Source organism: Streptomyces sp. NPDC102402, from assembly GCF_044765765.1.
Classification (GTDB): Bacteria; Actinomycetota; Actinomycetes; order Streptomycetales; family Streptomycetaceae; genus Streptomyces.
Genome location: NZ_JBIWKR010000003.1, coordinates 458,497 through 477,761 on the forward strand (window position 1 = coordinate 458,497; position 19,265 = coordinate 477,761).

At 70.8% G+C, this 19,265-nt stretch carries 19 protein-coding genes; 13 read left to right on the plus strand and 6 right to left on the minus strand.

The features are described from left to right. Window positions 1-9: 9 nt before the first annotated feature. Complete coding sequence (locus ACIRJR_RS11475; RefSeq protein WP_403777440.1) at window positions 10-918, plus strand: ribonuclease Z; 909 nt, start codon at window positions 10-12, stop codon at window positions 916-918. Between the two features lie 15 nt (window positions 919-933). Continuing rightward, window positions 934-1,926 (plus strand): adenosine deaminase, encoded by a 993-nt coding sequence (locus ACIRJR_RS11480; RefSeq protein WP_403777443.1) that lies wholly within the window; start codon window positions 934-936, stop codon window positions 1,924-1,926. On the opposite strand, the gene ACIRJR_RS11485 is transcribed toward ACIRJR_RS11480, so the two are convergent. Further along, on the minus strand, window positions 1,890-3,248 hold the full coding sequence (locus ACIRJR_RS11485) for an MFS transporter (protein WP_403777446.1): 1,359 nt from the start codon (window positions 3,246-3,248) through the stop codon (window positions 1,890-1,892). The two genes, ACIRJR_RS11480 and ACIRJR_RS11485, sit on opposite strands and share 37 nt — an antisense overlap. A gap of 424 nt (window positions 3,249-3,672) precedes the next feature. On the opposite strand from ACIRJR_RS11485, the gene ACIRJR_RS11490 reads away from it, so the two are divergent. From ACIRJR_RS11490 to era, 7 genes are all read left to right on the plus strand, one after another. Then, window positions 3,673-4,776 (plus strand): carbohydrate kinase family protein, encoded by a 1,104-nt coding sequence (locus ACIRJR_RS11490; RefSeq protein ID WP_403777449.1) that lies wholly within the window; start codon window positions 3,673-3,675, stop codon window positions 4,774-4,776. A 126-nt stretch (window positions 4,777-4,902) separates the two neighbouring features. Beyond that, the gene (locus ACIRJR_RS11495) at window positions 4,903-7,005 is read left to right on the plus strand and encodes a PhoH family protein (protein WP_403777452.1); all 2,103 of its coding nucleotides are present in this window, start codon (window positions 4,903-4,905) and stop codon (window positions 7,003-7,005) included. Window positions 7,006-7,017: 12 nt separating this feature from the next. Beyond that, on the plus strand, window positions 7,018-7,515 hold the full coding sequence (ybeY, locus tag ACIRJR_RS11500) for an rRNA maturation RNase YbeY (RefSeq protein ID WP_403777455.1): 498 nt from the start codon (window positions 7,018-7,020) through the stop codon (window positions 7,513-7,515). Continuing rightward, entirely contained in the window at window positions 7,512-8,795 is a 1,284-nt protein-coding gene (locus tag ACIRJR_RS11505) for a hemolysin family protein (protein WP_403777458.1), read from the plus strand. The genes ybeY and ACIRJR_RS11505 overlap by 4 nt, the downstream gene beginning before the upstream one ends. Then, window positions 8,792-9,145, plus strand: a complete 354-nt coding sequence (locus ACIRJR_RS11510) for an MmcQ/YjbR family DNA-binding protein (protein WP_403777461.1) — start codon at window positions 8,792-8,794, stop codon at window positions 9,143-9,145. Before ACIRJR_RS11505 ends, ACIRJR_RS11510 begins: the two co-directional genes overlap by 4 nt. 202 nt (window positions 9,146-9,347) lie before the next feature. Continuing rightward, the gene (locus ACIRJR_RS11515; RefSeq protein ID WP_403777464.1) at window positions 9,348-9,701 is read left to right on the plus strand and encodes a cytidine deaminase; all 354 of its coding nucleotides are present in this window, start codon (window positions 9,348-9,350) and stop codon (window positions 9,699-9,701) included. A gap of 51 nt (window positions 9,702-9,752) precedes the next feature. Beyond that, window positions 9,753-10,727 carry a GTPase Era gene (gene era, locus ACIRJR_RS11520; RefSeq protein WP_401623742.1) on the plus strand — a complete coding sequence of 325 codons (975 nt, stop codon included), beginning with the start codon at window positions 9,753-9,755 and terminating at the stop codon, window positions 10,725-10,727. Between the two features lie 264 nt (window positions 10,728-10,991). Here era and ACIRJR_RS11525 read toward each other — a convergent pair whose 3' ends face one another. Together ACIRJR_RS11525 and ACIRJR_RS11530 are read right to left on the minus strand one after the other, a co-directional pair. Then, window positions 10,992-11,261: a protealysin inhibitor emfourin gene (locus ACIRJR_RS11525; protein ID WP_403777467.1), complete on the minus strand. Its 270-nt coding sequence runs from the start codon at window positions 11,259-11,261 to the stop codon at window positions 10,992-10,994. Between the two features lie 53 nt (window positions 11,262-11,314). Next, window positions 11,315-12,391, minus strand: a complete 1,077-nt coding sequence (locus tag ACIRJR_RS11530; RefSeq protein ID WP_403777470.1) for a M4 family metallopeptidase — start codon at window positions 12,389-12,391, stop codon at window positions 11,315-11,317. Window positions 12,392-12,682: 291 nt separating this feature from the next. Here ACIRJR_RS11530 and leuA point away from each other — a divergent pair, with 291 nt between their 5' ends. The 4 genes from leuA to ACIRJR_RS11550 all read left to right on the plus strand — a co-directional run bounded on the left by leuA (window position 12,683) and on the right by ACIRJR_RS11550 (window position 17,066). Next, entirely contained in the window at window positions 12,683-14,467 is a 1,785-nt protein-coding gene (leuA, locus tag ACIRJR_RS11535; RefSeq protein ID WP_403777473.1) for a 2-isopropylmalate synthase, read from the plus strand. Between the two features lie 202 nt (window positions 14,468-14,669). Next, window positions 14,670-15,371: a TerB family tellurite resistance protein gene (locus tag ACIRJR_RS11540; protein WP_403777476.1), complete on the plus strand. Its 702-nt coding sequence runs from the start codon at window positions 14,670-14,672 to the stop codon at window positions 15,369-15,371. Between the two features lie 113 nt (window positions 15,372-15,484). Continuing rightward, complete coding sequence (gene recO, locus ACIRJR_RS11545) at window positions 15,485-16,231, plus strand: DNA repair protein RecO (protein ID WP_403777479.1); 747 nt, start codon at window positions 15,485-15,487, stop codon at window positions 16,229-16,231. A 22-nt stretch (window positions 16,232-16,253) separates the two neighbouring features. After that, entirely contained in the window at window positions 16,254-17,066 is an 813-nt protein-coding gene (locus ACIRJR_RS11550; RefSeq protein ID WP_403777482.1) for an isoprenyl transferase, read from the plus strand. 39 nt (window positions 17,067-17,105) lie between these two features. Here ACIRJR_RS11550 and ACIRJR_RS11555 read toward each other — a convergent pair whose 3' ends face one another. The 3 genes from ACIRJR_RS11555 to ACIRJR_RS11565 form a co-directional block, all read right to left on the minus strand. Then, window positions 17,106-17,537, minus strand: a complete 432-nt coding sequence (locus ACIRJR_RS11555) for a Fur family transcriptional regulator (RefSeq protein WP_403777485.1) — start codon at window positions 17,535-17,537, stop codon at window positions 17,106-17,108. A gap of 65 nt (window positions 17,538-17,602) precedes the next feature. Continuing rightward, window positions 17,603-18,502 carry a metal ABC transporter permease gene (locus ACIRJR_RS11560; protein WP_403778704.1) on the minus strand — a complete coding sequence of 300 codons (900 nt, stop codon included), beginning with the start codon at window positions 18,500-18,502 and terminating at the stop codon, window positions 17,603-17,605. Next, window positions 18,502-19,242: a metal ABC transporter ATP-binding protein gene (locus tag ACIRJR_RS11565; protein WP_403778707.1), complete on the minus strand. Its 741-nt coding sequence runs from the start codon at window positions 19,240-19,242 to the stop codon at window positions 18,502-18,504. The genes ACIRJR_RS11560 and ACIRJR_RS11565 overlap by 1 nt, the downstream gene beginning before the upstream one ends. Between the last annotated feature and the right edge of the window lie 23 nt (window positions 19,243-19,265).

A 19,265-nucleotide genomic window follows, 5' to 3' on the forward strand; every position in this document is an offset into this window, starting at 1 on the left:
GCCGCGCCCGTGTCCGTACGAGAACTCGTGGTCCTCGGCACCGCCAGCCAGGTGCCGACCCGCCACCGGAACCACAACGGCTACCTGCTGCGGTGGGACGGTGAGGGCATCCTCTTCGACCCGGGCGAGGGAACCCAGCGCCAGATGCTGAGGGCCGGTGTCGCCGCGCACGACATCAACCGGATCTGTGTCACCCACTTCCACGGCGACCACGCTCTGGGCCTCTCCGGGGTGATCCAGCGGATCAACCTCGACCGGGTCCCGCACCCCGTCACCGCCCACTTCCCGGCGAGCGGGCAACGCTTCTTCGACCGGCTGCGGTACGCGACCGCCTACCGCGAGTCCGTCGAACTGACCGAGGTGCCCGTCGCCGCCGACGGCGTCCTCGCCACCACCGGGGCGTACACCCTGGACAGCCGCCGGCTCTCGCACCCCGTCGAGTCCTACGGCTACCGCCTCACCGAGCCCGACCGGCTGCGCATGCTGCCCGCGAAGCTGGCCGCGCACGGCATCGGCGGGCCGGACGTCGGGCGGATCCACCGGGAGGGAGCCCTGCGCGGCATCCCGCTGGAGGAGGTCTCCGAGACCCGCCGCGGACAGCGCTTCGCGTTCGTCATGGACACCCGGCTCTGCGACGGCGCGTTCGCGCTCGCCGAGGGATGCGACATGCTGGTCATCGAGTCGACCTTCCTCGACGAGGACGGCCGGCTCGCCGCCGACCACGGCCACCTCACCGCCGGCCAGGCGGCCCGGGTGGCGAAGGAGTCGGGCGTACGGCACCTCGTGCTGACGCACTTCTCCCAGCGCTACGACGACCCGGAAGTCTTCGAGCAGCAGGCCAGGGCAGCCGGCTTCGAAGGCGGACTGACCATCGCCCAGGACCTGATCAGGGTCCCGGTACCCACCCGCCACACGTAACGTAACGAGAACCCCGTGCACCTCCCCAAAGCCGAACTCCACCTCCACATCGAAGGAACGCTCGAACCCGAGCTGGCCTTCGCCCTCGCCGCGCGCAACGGCGTGGAGCTGCCTTACGCGGGCACCGAGGAGCTCCGCGAGGCCTACCTCTTCGAGGACCTCCAGAGCTTCCTCGACCTGTACTACTCCCTGATGGCGGTCCTGCGCACCGAGGAGGACTTCGCCGAACTGGCCGACGCCTACCTCGCCCGCGCCGCGGCCCAGGGCGTCCGGCACGCGGAGATCTTCTTCGACCCGCAGGCCCACACCGACCGGGGTGTCCCGATCGGCACCGTCATCGAGGGGCTCGGCAGGGCGCTGGACCGCAGCGAGGAGACACACGGCGTCTCCACCCAGCTGATCATGTGCTTCCTGCGCGACAGGTCCGCCGAGTCGGCGCTCGAGACACTGGAGGCCGCGAAGCCGTACCTCCACCGCGTCAGCGCCGTCGGCCTCGACTCGGCGGAGGTCGGCCACCCGCCCGCGAAGTTCCGCGAGGTGTACGCGGCGGCCACGGCCCTCGGCCTGCGCAAGGTCGCCCACGCCGGCGAGGAGGGCCCGCCGGAGTACATCCGGGAGGCCCTGGACGTCCTCGGCGTCGAGCGGATCGACCACGGCCTGCGCTGCATGGAGGACCCGGAGCTGGTGGACCGCCTGGTCTCCGAACGGATCCCGCTGACGCTGTGTCCGCTCTCCAACGTGCGGCTGCGCGCCATCGACGTCCTGGAGCAGCACCCGCTGCGCTCCATGATGGACGCCGGCCTGCTCTGCACGGTGAACTCCGACGACCCGGCCTACTTCGGCGGATACGTCGGAGACACCTTCCACGCCGTGCACGAGGCGCTCGGCCTCGACCATGAGCACCTGCGCACCCTGGCGCGCAACTCCTTCGAGGCGGCCTTCCTCGACCACGACGAGGAGCGCCGGGCGCGCTACCTCTCCGAGGTCGAGGCGTACGCGTTCGACTGACCGTCCCCACCGGACGGCCCCGCCGTACGGATCGCGCTCCGCACCAGCCGCCTGCGCCGCAGCGCCGGCACGCTGATCTCCGCCACCGCCTGCTCCGGCGCGCCCAGCTTGGGCACCGAGCCGGACAGGCTGTTGGTGGTGGCGGCGAGCAGTGCCGCCGGGGCGCCACCCCTGCGCCGGACGGATCCCGGCACCAGCGGGCGTCCGCCGGTGTGCAGGGCCACGGCGGTGACGGGGGCCGCGACCAGGAGCGTGGCCGCCCCCAGGACCAGGCCCATCACCGCATAGCCCGCCTGCTCGGAGAGCACGCTGCCGAGCAGGGGACCGCAGGCCGTTCCGACGGAGGACGCCGAGCCCGCGAGGACCGCCCAGCGACCGCGCACGTCCAGCGAGGCCGCCAGACCGATCAGGTAGGACAGGACCACCGGGTAGAAGGTGTTCCACGCGATCTCACCGGTCGCGAACGACCCCAGGTCGTCGGCGGACGAGCTGAGCACGATGCTCCCGGCGATGATCATCGTCCCGAGGCCGATGGGCACCGCCCGTCCGAGGCGGGCACCCAGCATCCCGGCGCCCATGACGCCGAGCAGGCCCGCTCCCAGCGCGGCGGCGAACACGGCGCCGATCGTCACCTCGGAGAGGCCGACCTGGACGGCGCCGATACGGCTGCTCACACCCCACAGCGCGTTCTGCGCCATGGACCAGACGAGCATCCCGCCCGCGAGCACCAGACCCGACCGGCGGTGCGGCAGCCGTCCCTGGGCCGGCGACGTCCCGCTGAGGGGCGAGGAGCCGCCCAGCCGGGAGGTGGCGGGCCAGACGAGCAGGGCGACCAGTGCGATGGACGCGAACGGCAGCCGGTGACCGCCGCCCAGGTGAGGGATCGTCAGGTAGAGGGCACCCGCCGTCGCCGAGACGCTCAGTAGCCCGAGCGACGAGGTCCGGTGCGGATCGTGCTGCGCCGCGATGCCCGACGCCGCGACGGCGGTCGCCGCACCGGAGCCGAAGCCGCCGATCACGACGCCCGCGACGACCAGCGGCACCGAGGTGGTCAGCGCGGCGCAGCCGTAGCCGAGGACGGCGAGCAGCAGGCCCGCCCGTGCCGGTCTCCGCGCACCGAGTCTCTCGACGCGTCCGGCCAGCGCGAAGCCGGCCGAGGCGGAGCTGAGGAGGAGGGCGCTGCCGACCAGGCCGGCCTGGGCCGAGCTGAGCCCCAGGTAGGTGCTGAGACGGCCGACGATGGTGGGGAGCAGATAGGCGGCGAGGTAACCGGCGGTGAACACGGCGACCAGGGGCCACGCGGCGCGAGGGCGCGAGGACATGGGCGTTCCTGAAGACATGCCAGAAGAGGCAGAAGGAGGCAGGGGAGGGCGGAGCAGGCAGAGCAGGGGTAAGGCAGGGGAGGGCGGAGCAGGCAGAGCAGGGGTAAGGCAGGGGAGGGTGCGCCGAATCAACGCAGGGGAGGGTGGAGCGAGAAATGCGGGAGGAGCGGCACTCGCCGTCGACAGTCCCGGACGGTGCTCGCGGGGCAATTTGTATCAAGCGGGCCCAGGCGACGGAAAGTCGGCTCGATGTGATCTGGGTCACGTTAAGGTTTATGCAGGATCAGGCCGGGTAGCTGCGCATGTTTATGCAGGTGGGAGTGAGTATGCGCGCCGCGGCGCGGACCCTCCGGAAGCGAGGACGAATCCGGCACACTGGCCGGATCTCGCACTGTTCAGGACTGCCACGGCCGGGGAGCGCACGGTGAGCACAGCCAATCCAGGCATCGACCCGCTGCTCGGGCTGCGCGCCCCGCAGGATCCGGCCTGCGACGTCTTCCTGACCGGCACGGTCTTCCTCGACATCGTCTTCACCGGACTGGACAGCGCCCCGGTGCGCGGGACGGAGTCCTGGGCCCGGGGAATGGGCTCCAGTCCCGGGGGCGTCGCCAACATGGCCACCGCACTCGCCAGGCTCGGTCTGCACACCTCGCTGGCCGCCGCGTTCGGCGACGACCACTACGGCGAGTACTGCTGGGACGCCCTCGAACAGGGCGAGGGCATCGACCTGTCGATGTCGCGCACCGTCCCCGGCTGGCACTCACCCGTCACCGTCTCCATGGCGTACGAGGGTGAGCGCACCATGGTCTCGCACGGCCACGAGGCCCCGGCGCCCGCCCCTTCCGCCGTGCCCGGCCGTACGCTCCCGCACTGCCCGCCGCGCGCCCGCGCCGCCGTCGCCTCACTGACGCCGGGCCGCAGCGAGCCCTGGGTCGCCGGAGCCGCCCGCAACGGCGCGATGGTCTTCGCCGACGTCGGCTGGGACGAGACCGGCCGCTGGGACCTGGACGCCCTGCCCGACCTGGAGCACTGCCAGGCCTTCCTCCCCAACGCCGAGGAGGCCATGCGCTACACCCGCACCGACTGCCCGCGCGCGGCCGCCCACGCACTGGCCGAGCGGGTTCCCCTTGCCGTGGTCACCCTGGGGGCGGAAGGCGCCTACGCGGTGGACCGGGCGACCGGCACGGCCGCCGAGGTGCCCGCCATCGAGGTGGAGGCACTGGACCCCACCGGAGCGGGCGACGTCTTCGTCGCCGGATTCGTCACCGGGACGCTCGCGGGCTGGCCGCTCGCCGACCGCCTCGCCTTCGCCGGACTCACGGCGGCCCTCTCCGTACAGGAGTTCGGCGGGTCGCTGTCCGCACCCGGATGGTCGGAGGTGGCCGGCTGGTGGCAGCAGGTGCGCACCTGCGCCGACCAGGACCCGGCGGCGCTGGAGCGCTACGCGTTCCTCGAGGAACTGCTGCCCGCCACGAGCCGGGACTGGCCCCTGCGCCGCGCGGTGCCGACCATCGGCTTCCGCCAGTGAACTACAGATGATCACACGGTAATTCTCTCGGCGTTGTCGGTGCGGGGTCGTACGCTGGTACTCCGGAGGCCGTCGAGCAGCGAAGGCCCTGCAACAGGAGGTATGCGCAGGCCCGAGGGCCGGCCCATGACTCAGTCACCCACACAGCCGCAGGCGACGGCCCGGATCAGCATCCCGCCGGCACACCCCATGGTGATGCTCCTGGGATCGGGCGACTCGCTGCTGCGCGTGATCGAAGCGGCGTTCCCGGCCGTCGACATCCATGTCCGGGGCAACGAGATCAGCGCGACTGGAAGCGCGGCGGACACCGCCCTGATCCAGCGCCTGTTCGACGAGATGGTGCTGGTGCTCCGCACCGGGCAGCCGATGACGGAGGACGCTGTGGAACGCTCGATCGCCATGCTCAGGGCGGCCGGCACCGGCGACGGGGACGGCACCGAGACTCCCGCCGAGGTGCTCACCCAGAACATCCTCTCCAGCCGCGGCCGCACGATCCGCCCCAAGACGCTCAACCAGAAGCGGTACGTCGACGCGATCGACCAGCACACCATCGTCTTCGGCATCGGCCCCGCGGGCACCGGCAAGACCTACCTCGCCATGGCCAAGGCGGTCCAGGCCCTGCAGTCCAAGCAGGTCAGCCGGATCATCCTGACCAGGCCCGCCGTCGAGGCGGGGGAGCGGCTCGGCTTCCTGCCCGGCACGCTCTTCGACAAGATCGACCCGTATCTGCGCCCGCTCTACGACGCCCTGCACGACATGCTCGACCCCGACTCGATCCCCCGGCTCATGGCCGCGGGCACGATCGAGGTCGCGCCGCTGGCCTATATGCGTGGCAGGGCACAGCCCGTCTTCACCAATGTGCTCACACCTGAGGGCTGGCGCCCCATCGGTGATCTCCAGGTCGGGGACCTGGTCATCGGCTCCGACGGGACGCCTACGCCGGTACTCGGGGTCTACCCGCAGGGTGAGAAGGACATCTACCGGGTCACGGCTCAGGACGGTTCGTGGACGCTGTGCTGCGGGGACCACCTGTGGACGGTCCGGACAGCCTCCGACCGCCGCCGGGACAAGCCGTGGCGGGTCCTGGAGACCAAGGAAATGATCGGCAACCTCCGCGCGGCGCACGCGCGCCGCTACGAGCTGCCGTTGCTGACAGCACCCGTCAGTATGCCGGAGCGCGAGGTCCCGATGGATCCCTACGCACTGGGCCTCATGCTGGGCGACGGATGCCTGACCGGGTCCACCACCCCCTCGTTCTCGACGAATGACCCGGAACTCGCCCTGGCGCTGGAAGCCTCCCTCCCGGGAGTCTCCGTGCGGCACAAGGCAGGGCCTGACTACGTACTCAACCGGGTGAAGTCGCCTGGTGACGTGGTCACGCTGGAGAATCCGGTCACAGGTTCGCTCCGCGCGCTCGAGCTGCTGGGCACCCGCTCCCACTCCAAGTTCGTGCCGGACGACTACCTGAACAACTCCGCCGATGTTCGGCTGGCGCTGCTGCAGGGTCTCCTCGACGCGGACGGCGGACCGGTCACCCAGGCCCAGCGCACGTGTCGCGTGCAGTACAGCACTGCGTCGATCATGCTCCGGGACGATGTGATCTCCCTGGTCCAGTCACTGGGAGGGGTTGCCTACACACGCCGCCGGCCGGCTGAGGGTCGCAAGCCAGGTCTGGCCAAGGGGCGCGAGGTCCACCACCGCTACGACGCCCACGTTCTCGACATCCGTCTCCCCGAGGGCGTCGAGCCCTTCCGCCTGGCACGCAAGCGCGACGCCTACCACACGGCAGGCGGAGGCGGGAGGCCCGTGCGTTTCATCGACAGCATCGAGCCCGCCGGGCGCGAGGAAGCGGTATGCATCCAGGTGGCGGCCGAGGACTCGCTGTATGTGACCCAGGACTACCTCCTGACCCACAACACCCTGAACGACGCGTTCATCATCCTCGACGAGGCGCAGAACACCAGCGCCGAGCAGATGAAGATGTTCCTCACCCGTCTCGGCTTCGACTCGAAGATCGTCATCACCGGTGACGTCACCCAGGTCGACCTGCCGACAGGCACCAAGAGCGGTCTCCGTCAGGTCCAGGAGATCCTCGACGGCGTCGAGGACGTCCACTTCTCCAGGCTCACCTCCCAGGATGTCGTCCGGCACAAGCTCGTCGGCCGTATCGTCGACGCGTACGAGAAGTACGACAACGCAGAGGGCCGCACCGGCCGCAACGGGAAGTAGTCGCAGCGCACCATGTCGATCGACGTCAACAACGAGTCCGGAACCGAGGTCGACGAGCAGGCGATCCTCGACATCGCCCGCTACGCCCTCGCCCGGATGCGGATCCATCCGCTGTCCGAACTCTCGGTGATCGTGGTGGACACCGCCGCCATGGAGCAGCTCCACATCCAGTGGATGGACCTCCCGGGCCCGACGGACGTCATGTCCTTCCCGATGGACGAGCTCCGTCCCCCGGCCAAGGACGACGAGGAGCCCCCGCAGGGGCTCCTCGGTGACATCGTGCTCTGCCCGGAGGTCGCGAAGAAGCAGGGCGAGGACGCCGGGACGCGGCACTCCATGGACGAGGAGCTCCAGCTCCTCACCGTCCACGGGGTGCTGCACCTCCTCGGGTACGACCACGAGGAGCCGGACGAGAAGGCCGAGATGTTCGGTCTCCAGGCGGCCATCGTCGACGGCTGGCGCGGTGAGCGCGGTCTGACCGGTCCGTCCCCCGCCCCCACGGTCTCGTGAGCGGCCCCCTCGTCACCGGCGCCGTCCTGCTGATCATCGTCGGCTGGCTCGCGGCCTGCGCCGAGGCCGGGATCGCGCGTACGTCGAGCTTCCGTGCCGCCGAGGCCGTGCGGGCGGGGCGCCGCGGCAGCGCCAAGCTGGAGCAGGTCGCCGCCGACCCCACCCGCTACCTCAACGTGGCGCTGCTCGTCCGGGTGGCCTGCGAGATGTCCGCCGGCGTCCTCGTCACGTACGCCTGCCTCAAGGAACTGGACGAGACCTGGCAGGCCCTGGCCCTCGCCATGGGGGTCATGGTCCTCGTCAGCTACGTCGCCATCGGGGTCTCGCCCCGCACCATCGGCCGCCAGCACCCGCTGAACACCGCCACGGCGGCGGCGTACGTCCTGCTGCCCCTGGCCAGGATCATGGGGCCTGTACCGCAGCTGCTGATCCTCCTCGGCAACGCGCTCACCCCGGGCAAGGGCTTCCGCAAGGGCCCCTTCGCCAGTGAGGCCGAACTGCGCGCGATGGTCGACCTCGCCGAGCAGGAGTCGCTCATCGAGGACGACGAACGCCGCATGGTGCACTCGGTGTTCGAGCTCGGCGACACCCTCGTGCGCGAGGTCATGGTGCCCCGCACCGACCTCGTCTGCATCGAGCGGTACAAGACGGTCCGGCAGGCACTGACCCTCGCGCTGCGCTCCGGCTTCTCCCGCGTCCCGGTCACCGGGGAGAACGAGGACGACATCGTCGGGATCGTCTACCTCAAGGACCTGGTCCGCAAGACACACATCAACCGTGAGGCGGAGGCCGACCTGGTCTCCACGGCGATGCGCCCCGCGGCCTTCGTCCCCGACACGAAGAACGCCGGTGACCTGCTGCGCGAGATGCAGCAGGACCGCAGCCACGTGGCCGTCGTCATCGACGAGTACGGCGGCACGGCCGGCATCGTCACCATCGAGGACATCCTCGAGGAGATCGTCGGCGAGATCACCGACGAGTACGACCGCGAACTCCCGCCGGTCCAGGAGCTGGAGAACGGCTGCTTCCGGGTGACCGCACGGCTCGACATCGGCGACCTCGGGGAGCTGTTCGGCCTCGACGCGTACGACGACGAGGACGTGGAGACGGTCGGCGGCCTGCTGGCCAAGGCGCTCGGGCGGGTCCCGATCTCCGGCGCCTCCTCGATCGTCGACCTCCCCGACGGGCGCAAGCTCCGGCTCACCGCGGAATCCCCGGCGGGCCGCAGGAACAAGATCGTCACGGTGCTGGTCGAACCGGAGGGATCGGAGGCGGCATGACCCCCGAGCAGCTGCGCGCGTTCTGCCTGGAGTTCAACGCGAGCACGGAGGAGTTCCCCTTCGGGCCCGAGGCCTCGGTCTTCAAGGTCCTGGGCAAGGTGTTCGCCCTCAGCGCGCTCGACGCGCCGCCCCTCAAGGTCAGCCTCAAGTGCGATCCGGACGAGGCGCTGCGGCTCCGCAAGGAGCACACCGCGATCGTCCCCGGCTGGCACCTCAACAAGAGGCACTGGAACACCGTGACGGTCGCCGAGCTCCCGGACCGCATGGTCCGGGAGCTCGTGGAGGACAGCTACGACCTGGTGGTCGCCGGGCTCCCGAAGGCGCAACGGCTCCGCCTGGACCGGCCGTAGCCCCTTGTGCAGGCCGGGCTCGATCGGGCCCCGCCCCCCGAGGTCGGTCCAGGCCCACACGGGCATGTGTGACGGCCTCAGCAGCCTCTGCGACGCCTGGATGCCCGTCCCGGCCCACCTCCCGGACCGGTACCGGAACCCGTCCCGGGACGAGCGGACCCCGTCGTGCGGCAGGTACCCGCTCTCTTCGTATGCTCAGCACATGACTGAGAGCACCGACCTCGGCCCCGAGGACCGCAAGATCGTCACGCTGGCGCGCAGCGTCCGCGCCCGCAACGGAGTGCCGGAGGGTGCGGCGGTCCGGGACGAGACGGGACGTACGTACGCCGCCGGCACCGTGGACCTGGAGTCGCTGAGGCTCTCCGCGCTGCAGACCGCGGTCGCGATGGCGGTGGCCGGCGGCGCCACGTCCCTGGAGGCGGCGGCCGTCGTCTCCGAGGCCGGCGCCGCCTCGCACGCCGACCGGGCCGCCGTCCGTGACCTGGGAGGTCCGGACACACCCGTGCTGCTCGCGGGTCCCGACGGCACGCTCCGGTCGACGGTGTCCGCGGGCTGATTCGGGGCGGCTGCGCCCTGCTGTGCACCGCCGCCGCCCGGATCGGGGAGAATGGGCGCCATGAGCGCTCGACCGAACACAGAAGCTGCTGCGCAGCAGGCTGAGAACACCGCCCCCCACCGGGCCGGCTTCGCCTGCTTCGTGGGCCGCCCCAACGCGGGCAAGTCCACCCTCACGAACGCTCTGGTCGGTCAGAAGGTGGCGATCACCTCGAACCGCCCCCAGACCACCAGGCACACGGTGCGGGGGATCGTGCACCGCGACGACGCCCAGCTGATCCTGGTGGACACGCCCGGCCTCCACAAGCCGCGCACGCTGCTCGGCGAGCGGCTGAACGACGTCGTACGGACCACCTGGGCCGAGGTGGACGTCATCGGCTTCTGCCTGCCCGCCGACCAGAAGCTCGGCCCCGGCGACAAGTTCATCGTCAAGGAACTCGCGGGGATCAAGAAGACCCCGAAGATCGCGATCATCACCAAGACCGACCTGGTCGAGTCCAAGGCGCTCGCCGAGCAGTTGCTCGCCGTCTCCGCGCTCGCGGACGAGCTCGGCTTCGAGTGGGCGGAGATCATCCCGGTCTCCGCGGTCAAGGACCAGCAGGTGAGCCTGCTCGCCGACCTCATCGCCCCGCTCCTGCCGGAGAGCCCGCCGCTCTATCCGGAGGGCGACCTCACCGACGAGCCCGAGATGGTCATGGTCGCCGAGCTCATCCGCGAGGCCGCGCTGGAAGGTGTGCGGGACGAACTGCCGCACTCCATCGCGGTCGTCGTCGAGGAGATGCTCCCGCGCGAGGACCGGCCGGCGGACAAGCCGCTGCTGGACATCCACGCGAACGTCTACATCGAGCGGCCCAGCCAGAAGGGCATCATCATCGGCCCGAAGGGCCAGCGGCTCAAGGACGTCGGCACGAAGTCGCGCAAGCACATCGAGGCGCTGCTGGGCACGCCGGTCTTCCTGGACCTGCACGTGAAGGTCGCCAAGGACTGGCAGCGCGATCCGAAGCAGCTGCGCAAGCTGGGGTTCTGAGCGGGGCCGCGGAGCGGCGGCCGGAGGTCGGCGCAGTAGCGCGAAGCCGCTGAGGCCCCTGGGGCGGGGGCGCGAGTGCGGCGTGGCGGGTGATCCCGAAGCGGCGGCGCGAGCCGGGGTTCCGGGGGCGGACCAGGGCCCCGTTCTCCGAAAGGAGCCGGGGCGGACCCGGGCCCCCACTCTCCGAAGGCGCCCAGGCCCCGGGCCCCGCTCTCCGTAAGGCGCTCAGGGCCCGTGGTACACGCCTCTTCTGCGGAGCCCGGACTACGCGCCCTCTTTCAGGACCCGCGAGATCAGCGTCCGCTGCGCCTCGGTCAACCGGGGGTCCGCGCACTTGACCGTCCGGTCGCCCACGGTGATCCGGTAGCGGAAGCCGTCCGGCACACCACCCGCCGCAGGGCCGCCCTGGCCGGCGGCGAGCACCGTCTCGGCCAGGGCCTCCCACTCGGCGGCGTCGGGCCGTCCCGCGGTCTCGACCTCGCCGTGGCGTGCGATGCCGGCGAAACCGCCGGTCCGGCTCACCTGAATGCGCATGCGTGCTGGCTCCTGACTGACCCGGCCCGGACGGTCCCGCGTTCCCTACCCGTTCAGCGGGTCGGCACGCCCACCTCCGACCACGCCTTCAGCACCGCCTCGGCCTCGTCGCCCTCCCCGAACCTGTGCTGCGCGGCCGCGACGGTGAGCTTGGCGAAGTCCGTGAACGACGCGTCCTGGGCCAGCTCGCCCCCGGTCAGCACGTCGAACCAGATCCGGCCGGCCCTCTCCCAGGCGTTGCCGCCGAGGGCGGTGGCCAGCAGGTAGAAGGCCCGGTTGGGGATGCCGGAGTTGATGTGGACCCCGCCGTTGTCCTCGTCCGTCTCGACGTAGTCGTCCATCGACGCGGGCTGCGGGTCCTTGCCGAGCACGTCGTCGTCGTACGCCGTGCCCGGAGCCTTCATCGAGCGCAGGGCCACGCCGCTGACCCTGGGGGCGAGCAGCCCCGCGCCGATCAGCCAGTCGCCCTGGTCCGCGCTCTGGCCCAGCGAGTACTGCTTGACCAGGGAGCCGAAGACGTCGGACACGGACTCGTTGAGCGCGCCCGACTGGCCTTCGTACGCCAGGTTGGCGGTGTACTGGGTCAGCCCGTGCGCCAGCTCGTGGGCGATCACGTCGATGGCCACGGTGAAGTCGAGGAAGATCTCCCCGTCGCCGTCCCCGAAGACCATCTGCTCGCCGTCGAAGAACGCGTTGTTGTACTTCTCGTCGTAGTGCACGGAGCCGATGAGCGGCAGGCCCTTGCCGTCGATCGAACTGCGGCCGTACTCCGTCAGCAGCAGGTCGAAGGTGGCGCCGAGTCCCGCGTACGCGCGGTTGACGCTGGCGTCCTGGGTGGGCTCGTCGCCCTCGTCGCGGACCTTCACGCCCGGCAGGTCCGTGCCGTGGCGGCAGTCGTGCAGGGTCCGGTGGGGCTTGGTGGGGACAGGGGCGGAGGTGCGGGCGGCCTGGGGCGTCCAGGCCAGCGCGGTCACCCGTCGGTGGTGGCGCCGGGCTCCGTCGGCCTCCAGGGTCCGCCGTGCGGGTTCGGCCAGGAGCGGGTCGTCTGCCTGGGACAGCTTGTCGAGGACGTGGGGCGGCACGATGGTGCAGAAGACGGGCTGGAACCCGTTGTTCGGTCGAGGCTGCATGCAAATGACTGTGGCACTCCGTCACCGCACTGTCACTGGTTGCGACTGTGATTGACGAAATAGAGTGATGTATCACCGTTCTGCCTTCACGCGGCCTCGATCCCGCATACTGATACGGACCGACGTATCGGGCGCTCCTCGGTTACTGTTGCCGCATCATGCGTTTCGGGCTGCTCCTTCTTAGCTGCCGCGGCGAGGGCCTGTAGTCGTAGGCCGACTCCCTCCCCGCGGAGTTCGCTGTTGCAGCGACACAGTCGGCCGCCCTGCTGGACCTCAGAGGAGCCGTACGCCATGACCGCAGTGAATTCCCCCGTGCACAACGACGTCCCCGTCGGTGGACCCACCCCCGTGACCAATGCCGGGCAGCTGCAGAAGCCCTCCGGGATGCCGGTCCACAAGTACCGCGGCTACGAGGCCGTGGACATCTCCGACCGCACCTGGCCGGACAACCGCATCACGCGGGCCCCCCGCTGGCTGTCCACCGACCTGCGTGACGGCAACCAGGCCCTGATCGACCCCATGTCGCCGGCCCGCAAGCGCGAGATGTTCGACCTGCTCGTACGTATGGGCTACAAGGAGATCGAGGTCGGCTTCCCGTCCTCCGGCGAGACCGACTTCGCCTTCGTGCGCTCCATCATCGAAGAGGGCGCGATCCCCGAGGACGTGACGATCTCCGTCCTGACGCAGGCCCGTGAGGAACTGATCGAGCGCACCGTCGAATCGCTGGTCGGCGCGCGGCGCGCCACGGTCCACCTGTACAACGCCACCGCGCCCACCTTCCGCCGCGTGGTCTTCCGCGGCTCGAAGGAGGAGGTCAAGCAGATCGCCGTGGACGGCACCCGCCTGGTCATGGAGTACGCGGACAAGATCCTGGGCGACGAGACGGTCTTCGGCTACCAGTACAGCCCGGAGATCTTCACCGACACCGAGCTGGACTTCGCCCTGGAGGTCTGCGAGGCGGTCTGTGACGTCTGGCAGCCCGAGGAGGGCCGCGAGATCATCCTGAACCTGCCCGCCACCGTGGAGCGCTCGACACCGTCCACCCACGCGGACCGCTTCGAGTGGATGTCGCGCAACCTGACCCGCCGCCCCTACGTCTGCCTGTCGGTCCACCCGCACAACGACCGGGGCACCGCGGTCGCCGCCGCCGAGCTGGCGATCATGGCGGGGGCCGACCGTATCGAGGGCTGCCTGTTCGGCCAGGGCGAGCGCACCGGCAACGTCGACCTGGTCACCCTGGGCATGAACCTCTTCTCGCAGGGCGTCGACCCGCAGATCGACTTCTCGCAGATCGACGAGATCCGCCGCACCAGCGAGTACTGCAACCAGATGGAGGTCCACCCGCGCCACCCCTACGCGGGCGACCTGGTCTACACGGCCTTCTCCGGCTCCCACCAGGACGCCATCAAGAAGGGCTTCGACGCCATGGAGGCCGACGCCGCCTCCCAGGGGAAGACCGTCGACGACATCGAGTGGGCGGTGCCGTACCTGCCGATCGACCCGAAGGACGTCGGCCGCTCCTACGAGGCCGTCATCCGCGTCAACTCGCAGTCCGGCAAGGGCGGGATCGCCTATGTCCTGAAGAACGACCACAAGCTGGACCTGCCGCGCCGGATGCAGATCGAGTACTCCCGGATCATTCAGGCCAAGACCGACGCCGAGGGCGGCGAGGTCACGCCCTCCCAGATCTGGTCCACGTTCCAGGACGAGTACCTGCCCAACCCCGAGAACGCCTGGGGGCGCGTGCAGATCCGCTCCGGCCAGACGACGACCGGTTCGGACGGCCAGGACACGATCACCGTCGAGGCCACCGTCGACGGTGCCGACACCGTGCTGACCGGCACGGGCAACGGCCCGATCTCCGCCTTCTTCGAGGCGCTGCAGGCCATCGGCATCGACGCCCGTCTGCTGGACTACACCGAGCACACGATGAGCGAGGGTGCGAGCGCCCAGGCCGCCTCCTACATCGAGTGCGCGATCGACGGCAAGGTGCTGTGGGGCATCGGCATCGACGCCAACACCACGCGCGCCTCCCTCAAGGCGGTCGTCTCCGCGGTCAACCGCGCGACCCGCTGACACAGTCGAGCGGCATTCCGGACAAACGTCGGATACGCCACTGAACTGCCCGGCCCGAGAGCCCCGTTCACCCGCCGAGGGTGGACGGGGTTCGGCCATCTCCCGGTGATTTGACCTACGGGATACTGACGTCACATCACGCATGTGGCTAACATCACGTCCAACGCGGCAATGTTGCCGTGGCGTTACGGAGGTGTGCGACGTGCGGACAGCCAAAGGACAACGCGCCCTGAGACTGCGCATCTACGGCATCCGTACCGTCTGGGACACCGTCGGTGACGGCGAGTTCTTCTGCCCGTGCTGCGGAGGCGACCGCAACTACCGGCGTCTCACCGGCCGACACCGCTTCACCGTCCTCGGACTGCCGCTGCTGGCCCGGGGCAGCGCGGGGCCCGTCGTCGCCTGCGCGGCCTGCGGGACGCACTTCGCGCCCGACACCCTCGACCACCCCACCACCACCCGCTTCTCCGGCATGCTGCGGGAGGCCGTGCACACGGTCACCCTGGCCGTGCTGGCCGCGGGCGGCACCACCTCCCGCACCGTCCTGGAGACCGCGGCGGCCACCGTCCGCGACGCCGGCCTCGACGACTGCTCCCAGGAACAGCTCTTCACCATCGTCGAGGTGCTCGCGGCGGACACCGGACGCGGGGACGGGGCCGACCCCGCGGCCGAGGCCTGCGGGCCCGCCCTCGCCATCGAGCTCCACGAGGTCCTGAAACCCCTCGCGCCGCACCTGGCCGTCCCCGGCCGCGAGGCGATCCTGCTGCGGGGCGCCAGGATCGCGCTCGCCGACGGCCCGTACACCCAGGCGGAGCGCCATGTGCTGACGACGGTGGGCGGCGCGCTCCAGCTCTGCCCCGCCGACACGGCGAAGCTCCTGGAGGCGGCGCGTACGCCGTCGTAGGCCCCGCTTGAGCCCTGCCGGGCCTTCCGGGGCGGACGCCCGCGCCCGGGGCCCCCGCACCGGTCCTGGAAGCCCCTCCGCGGGCCGGCGCCCCGGTGCGCGACAATGGGCGCATGAGCTTGTTCCGGGACGACGGCGTCGTGCTGCGTACGCAGAAGCTGGGCGAGGCCGACCGGATCATCACGATCCTGACCCGGGGCCACGGGCGGGTGCGTGCCGTGGCGCGCGGGGTGCGCCGCACCAAGTCCAAATTCGGTGCGCGCCTCGAACCCTTCTCCCACGTGGACGTGCAGTTCTTCGCGCGCGGCAGCGAGCTCGTCGGCCGCGGCCTCCCCCTGTGCACCCAGAGCGAGACGATCGCCCCGTACGGCGGCGGCATCGTCTCCGACTACGCCCGGTACACCGCGGGCACCGCGATGCTGGAGACCGCCGAGCGCTTCACCGACCACGAGGGCGAGCCCGCGGTCCAGCAGTACCTCCTGCTCGTCGGCGGGCTGCGCACCCTCGCACGCGCCGAGCACGCGCCGAATCTCATCCTGGACGCGTTCCTGCTGCGCTCCCTCGCCGTCAACGGCTACGCGCCCAGCTTCGACGACTGCGCCAAGTGCGGCATGCCCGGACCGAACCGGTTCTTCTCCGTCGCGGGGGGAGGCGTCATATGCGGCGACTGCCGGGTGCCCGGGAGCGTCGTACCCTCGGCGGAGGCCGTCGGACTGCTGAGCGCGTTGCTCACCGGTGACTGGGAGACGGCGGACGCGTCCGAGGCGCGCCATGTCAGGGAGGGGAGCGGACTCGTGTCCGCCTACCTGCACTGGCATCTGGAGCGCGGCCTGCGCTCGCTGCGGTACGTAGAGAAGTGACAGAGGGAGACGAGAGAAGCCCATGGCAGTACGCGGGATGCTCGGCGGCCGTAACAGGCGTGAGTACAAGACCCCCGAGCCGCACCCCTCCGGCGCCACCCCGCCGAAGATCCCCGGTGAGCTCGTTCCCAAGCACGTCGCGATCGTGATGGACGGGAACGGCCGCTGGGCCAAGGAGCGGGGCCTGCCGCGCACCGAGGGCCACAAGGTCGGCGAGGGCGTCGTCATGGACGTCCTCAAGGGCTGCATCGAGATGGGCGTCAAGAACCTCTCGCTGTACGCCTTCTCCACGGAGAACTGGAAGCGTTCGCCGGACGAGGTGAAGTTCCTCATGAACTTCAACCGGGACGTCATCCGCCGCCGCCGCGACGAGATGGACGAGCTCGGCATCCGGATCCGCTGGGTCGGCCGCATGCCGAAGCTGTGGAAGTCCGTCGTCCAGGAGCTCCAGGTCGCCCAGGAGCAGACCAAGGGCAACGACAAGATGACGCTGTACTTCTGCGTCAACTACGGCGGCCGGGCCGAGATCGCCGACGCGGCGCAGCGCATCGCCGAGGACGTGGCGGCCGGGAAGCTCGACCCGTCGAAGGTCAACGAGAAGACGTTCGCGAAGTACATCTACTACCCGGACATGCCGGACGTGGACCTCTTCGTGCGTCCCAGCGGTGAGCAGCGCACGTCCAACTACCTGATCTGGCAGAGCGCGTACGCCGAGATGGTCTTCCAGGACGTCCTGTGGCCGGACTTCGACCGCCGCGACCTCTGGAACGCCTGCCTGGAGTTCGCCCGGCGCGACCGGCGCTTCGGCGGCGCCGAGGAGATCACCAAGAGCTGAGCGTGACGGCGGGGGCCCGGTGCGGGCCCCCGCCGGCGGTCAGCTCCGCTCGGCGCAGTCCGCGCAGGTCCCGAAGATCTCCACCGTGTGGGCCACGTTCACATAGCCGTGCTGCGAGGCGATGGTCTCCGCCCACTGCTCCACGGCGGGCCCCTCGACCTCGACGGCCTTGCCGCAGACGCGGCAGACCAGGTGGTGATGGTGGTCGCCGGTCGAGCAGCGCCGGTAGACGGCTTCGCCGTCGGTCGTACGCAGGACGTCGACCTCGCCGGCGTCGGCGAGGGACTGAAGCGTGCGGTAGACCGTGGTCAGTCCGACCGAGTCGCCCCGGTGCTTCAGCACGTCGTGCAGGTCCTGGGCGCTGCGGAACTCGTCGACCTCGTCGAGCGCCGCCGCGACCGCCGCCCGCTGCCGGGTGGACCGGCCCCGTACCGGGGCCGCGTTCGTGCCACTGATCGGCGCCGTGGCCACAGCTGCCTCCTCGTGTCGCCCGTACATATGTCGGGCCATTGTGCCAGCCCGTCCCGGGGTCACGGTCACACCTGCACGTCGTCCTTGGCCGGGCGGGCGGCCGGTACCTCAAGGGTGCACCGGTCCGCCTCCGCCCCGCGGCTCCTGGCCCGCCTGCGGGCCAGCGGCGTGGCGAGCGCGGTGAGCACGACGAACGCGGCGATGGCCAGCAGCACGATCGTCGCACCGGGGGGCACGTCCTGGTAGTACGAGGTCACGGTGCCCGCGAGAGTGACGGCCGTACCGATGACGACGGCCAGGACGAACGTCACCCTGAAGGACTTCGAGATCTGCTGCGCCGCGGCGACCGGCACCACCATCAGCGCGCTGACCAGCAGCAGGCCGACGACCCGCATCGCCACCGTGACGGTGACCGCGGCCGTCACCGCGACCAGCAGGTTGATCGCGCGCACCGGCAGTCCCGTGACCCGGGCGAACTCCTCGTCCTGGCTGACCGCGAACAGCTGCCGCCGCAGCCCCACCGTGACCAGTACGACGAAGGCGGCCAGTACGGCGATCGTGGTGACGTCCTCGTCGGAGACGGTCGACAGGGAGCCGAAGAGGAACGAGGTCAGGTTGGCGTTCGAGCCGGTGTCCGAGAGGTTGATCAGCATCACCCCGCCCGCCATGCCGCCGTAGAACAGCATGGCCAGGGCGATGTCGCCCCGGGTGCGCCCGTACCAGCGGATCAGCTCCATCACGACGGAACCGGCCACGGCGACGAGCGTCGCCATCCAGACGGGGTTGGTGGAGAGCAGGAAGCCGAGGCCGACGCCGGTCATGGCGACATGGCCGATCCCGTCGCCCATCAGGGCCTGGCGGCGCTGGACCAGGTAGATGCCGATGGCGGGGGCGGTGATGCCGACCAGGACGGCGGCGATCAGGGCCCGCTGCATGAAGGGGGGGTTCAGGAATTCCAGCATGATCAGCTCAGCAGTCCCGTCCGGACGGGCTCGGTGGCCGCGTGGGGGTGTACGTGGTCGTGACCGGGCAGCGCGTGCTGTCCCAGGGCTTCGGGGGGCGGTCCGTCGTGCATGACGCAGCCGTCGCGCAGGACGATCGCCCGGTCGATGAGCGGCTCCAGGGCGCCGAGCTCGTGCAGGACGAGCAGCACCGTCGCCCCGCCGGCGACCTGCTCGCGCAGCGTCGTGGCGAGGATCTCCTGGCTGGCCAGGTCGACGCCGGCCATCGGCTCGTCCATGATCAGCACCTCGGGCTCGGAGGCGAGCGCGCGGGCGATCAGGACCCGCTGGTGCTGGCCGCCGGAGAGGGCGTCCACGGAGTCCTTGGCGCGGTCCGTGAGGCCGACGAGCTCGATGGCCCGGTCCACGGCCGCCCGGTCCGCCCTGCCGGGCGGCCTCAGCCTCGTGACCGACAGCCGCCCTGAGGCGACGACCTCGCGGATCGTGGCGGGGACGCCGCCCGCCGCCGTGGTGCGCTGCGGCACGTATCCGATGCGGGCCCACCGGCGGAAGCGGCGCAGCGGCGTTCCGAACAGCTCCACGGTGCCGCCGGTCAGCGGCACCTGGCCGATGACGGAGCGCACGGCGGTGGACTTGCCGGAGCCGTTGGCCCCCAGCAGGGCCACGACCTCGCCGCGGTGGACGGTGAGGTCGACACCGCGCAGCACCGGGCGCGAGCCGAGCGTCGCCGTGGCTCCGCGCATGCTGATCACGGGTTCTGGCGTAC

What these genes read in the sequence shown, in the direction of transcription:
- ACIRJR_RS11485 (WP_403777446.1), bottom strand. Translation starts at nt 3,248, where the DNA reads ATGTCCTCGCGCCCTCGCGCCGCGTGGCCCCTGGTCGCCGTGTTCACC.
- ACIRJR_RS11495 (WP_403777452.1), top strand. Translation starts at nt 4,903, where the DNA reads ATGACTCAGTCACCCACACAGCCGCAGGCGACGGCCCGGATCAGCATC.
- ybeY (WP_403777455.1), top strand. Translation starts at nt 7,018, where the DNA reads ATGTCGATCGACGTCAACAACGAGTCCGGAACCGAGGTCGACGAGCAG.
- ACIRJR_RS11510 (WP_403777461.1), top strand. Translation starts at nt 8,792, where the DNA reads ATGACCCCCGAGCAGCTGCGCGCGTTCTGCCTGGAGTTCAACGCGAGC.
- ACIRJR_RS11515 (WP_403777464.1), top strand. Translation starts at nt 9,348, where the DNA reads ATGACTGAGAGCACCGACCTCGGCCCCGAGGACCGCAAGATCGTCACG.
- era (WP_401623742.1), top strand. Translation starts at nt 9,753, where the DNA reads ATGGGCGCCATGAGCGCTCGACCGAACACAGAAGCTGCTGCGCAGCAG.
- ACIRJR_RS11525 (WP_403777467.1), bottom strand. Translation starts at nt 11,261, where the DNA reads ATGCGCATTCAGGTGAGCCGGACCGGCGGTTTCGCCGGCATCGCACGC.
- ACIRJR_RS11530 (WP_403777470.1), bottom strand. Translation starts at nt 12,391, where the DNA reads ATGCAGCCTCGACCGAACAACGGGTTCCAGCCCGTCTTCTGCACCATC.
- leuA (WP_403777473.1), top strand. Translation starts at nt 12,683, where the DNA reads ATGACCGCAGTGAATTCCCCCGTGCACAACGACGTCCCCGTCGGTGGA.
- recO (WP_403777479.1), top strand. Translation starts at nt 15,485, where the DNA reads ATGAGCTTGTTCCGGGACGACGGCGTCGTGCTGCGTACGCAGAAGCTG.
- ACIRJR_RS11550 (WP_403777482.1), top strand. Translation starts at nt 16,254, where the DNA reads ATGGCAGTACGCGGGATGCTCGGCGGCCGTAACAGGCGTGAGTACAAG.
- ACIRJR_RS11565 (WP_403778707.1), bottom strand. Translation starts at nt 19,242, where the DNA reads ATGCGCGGAGCCACGGCGACGCTCGGCTCGCGCCCGGTGCTGCGCGGT.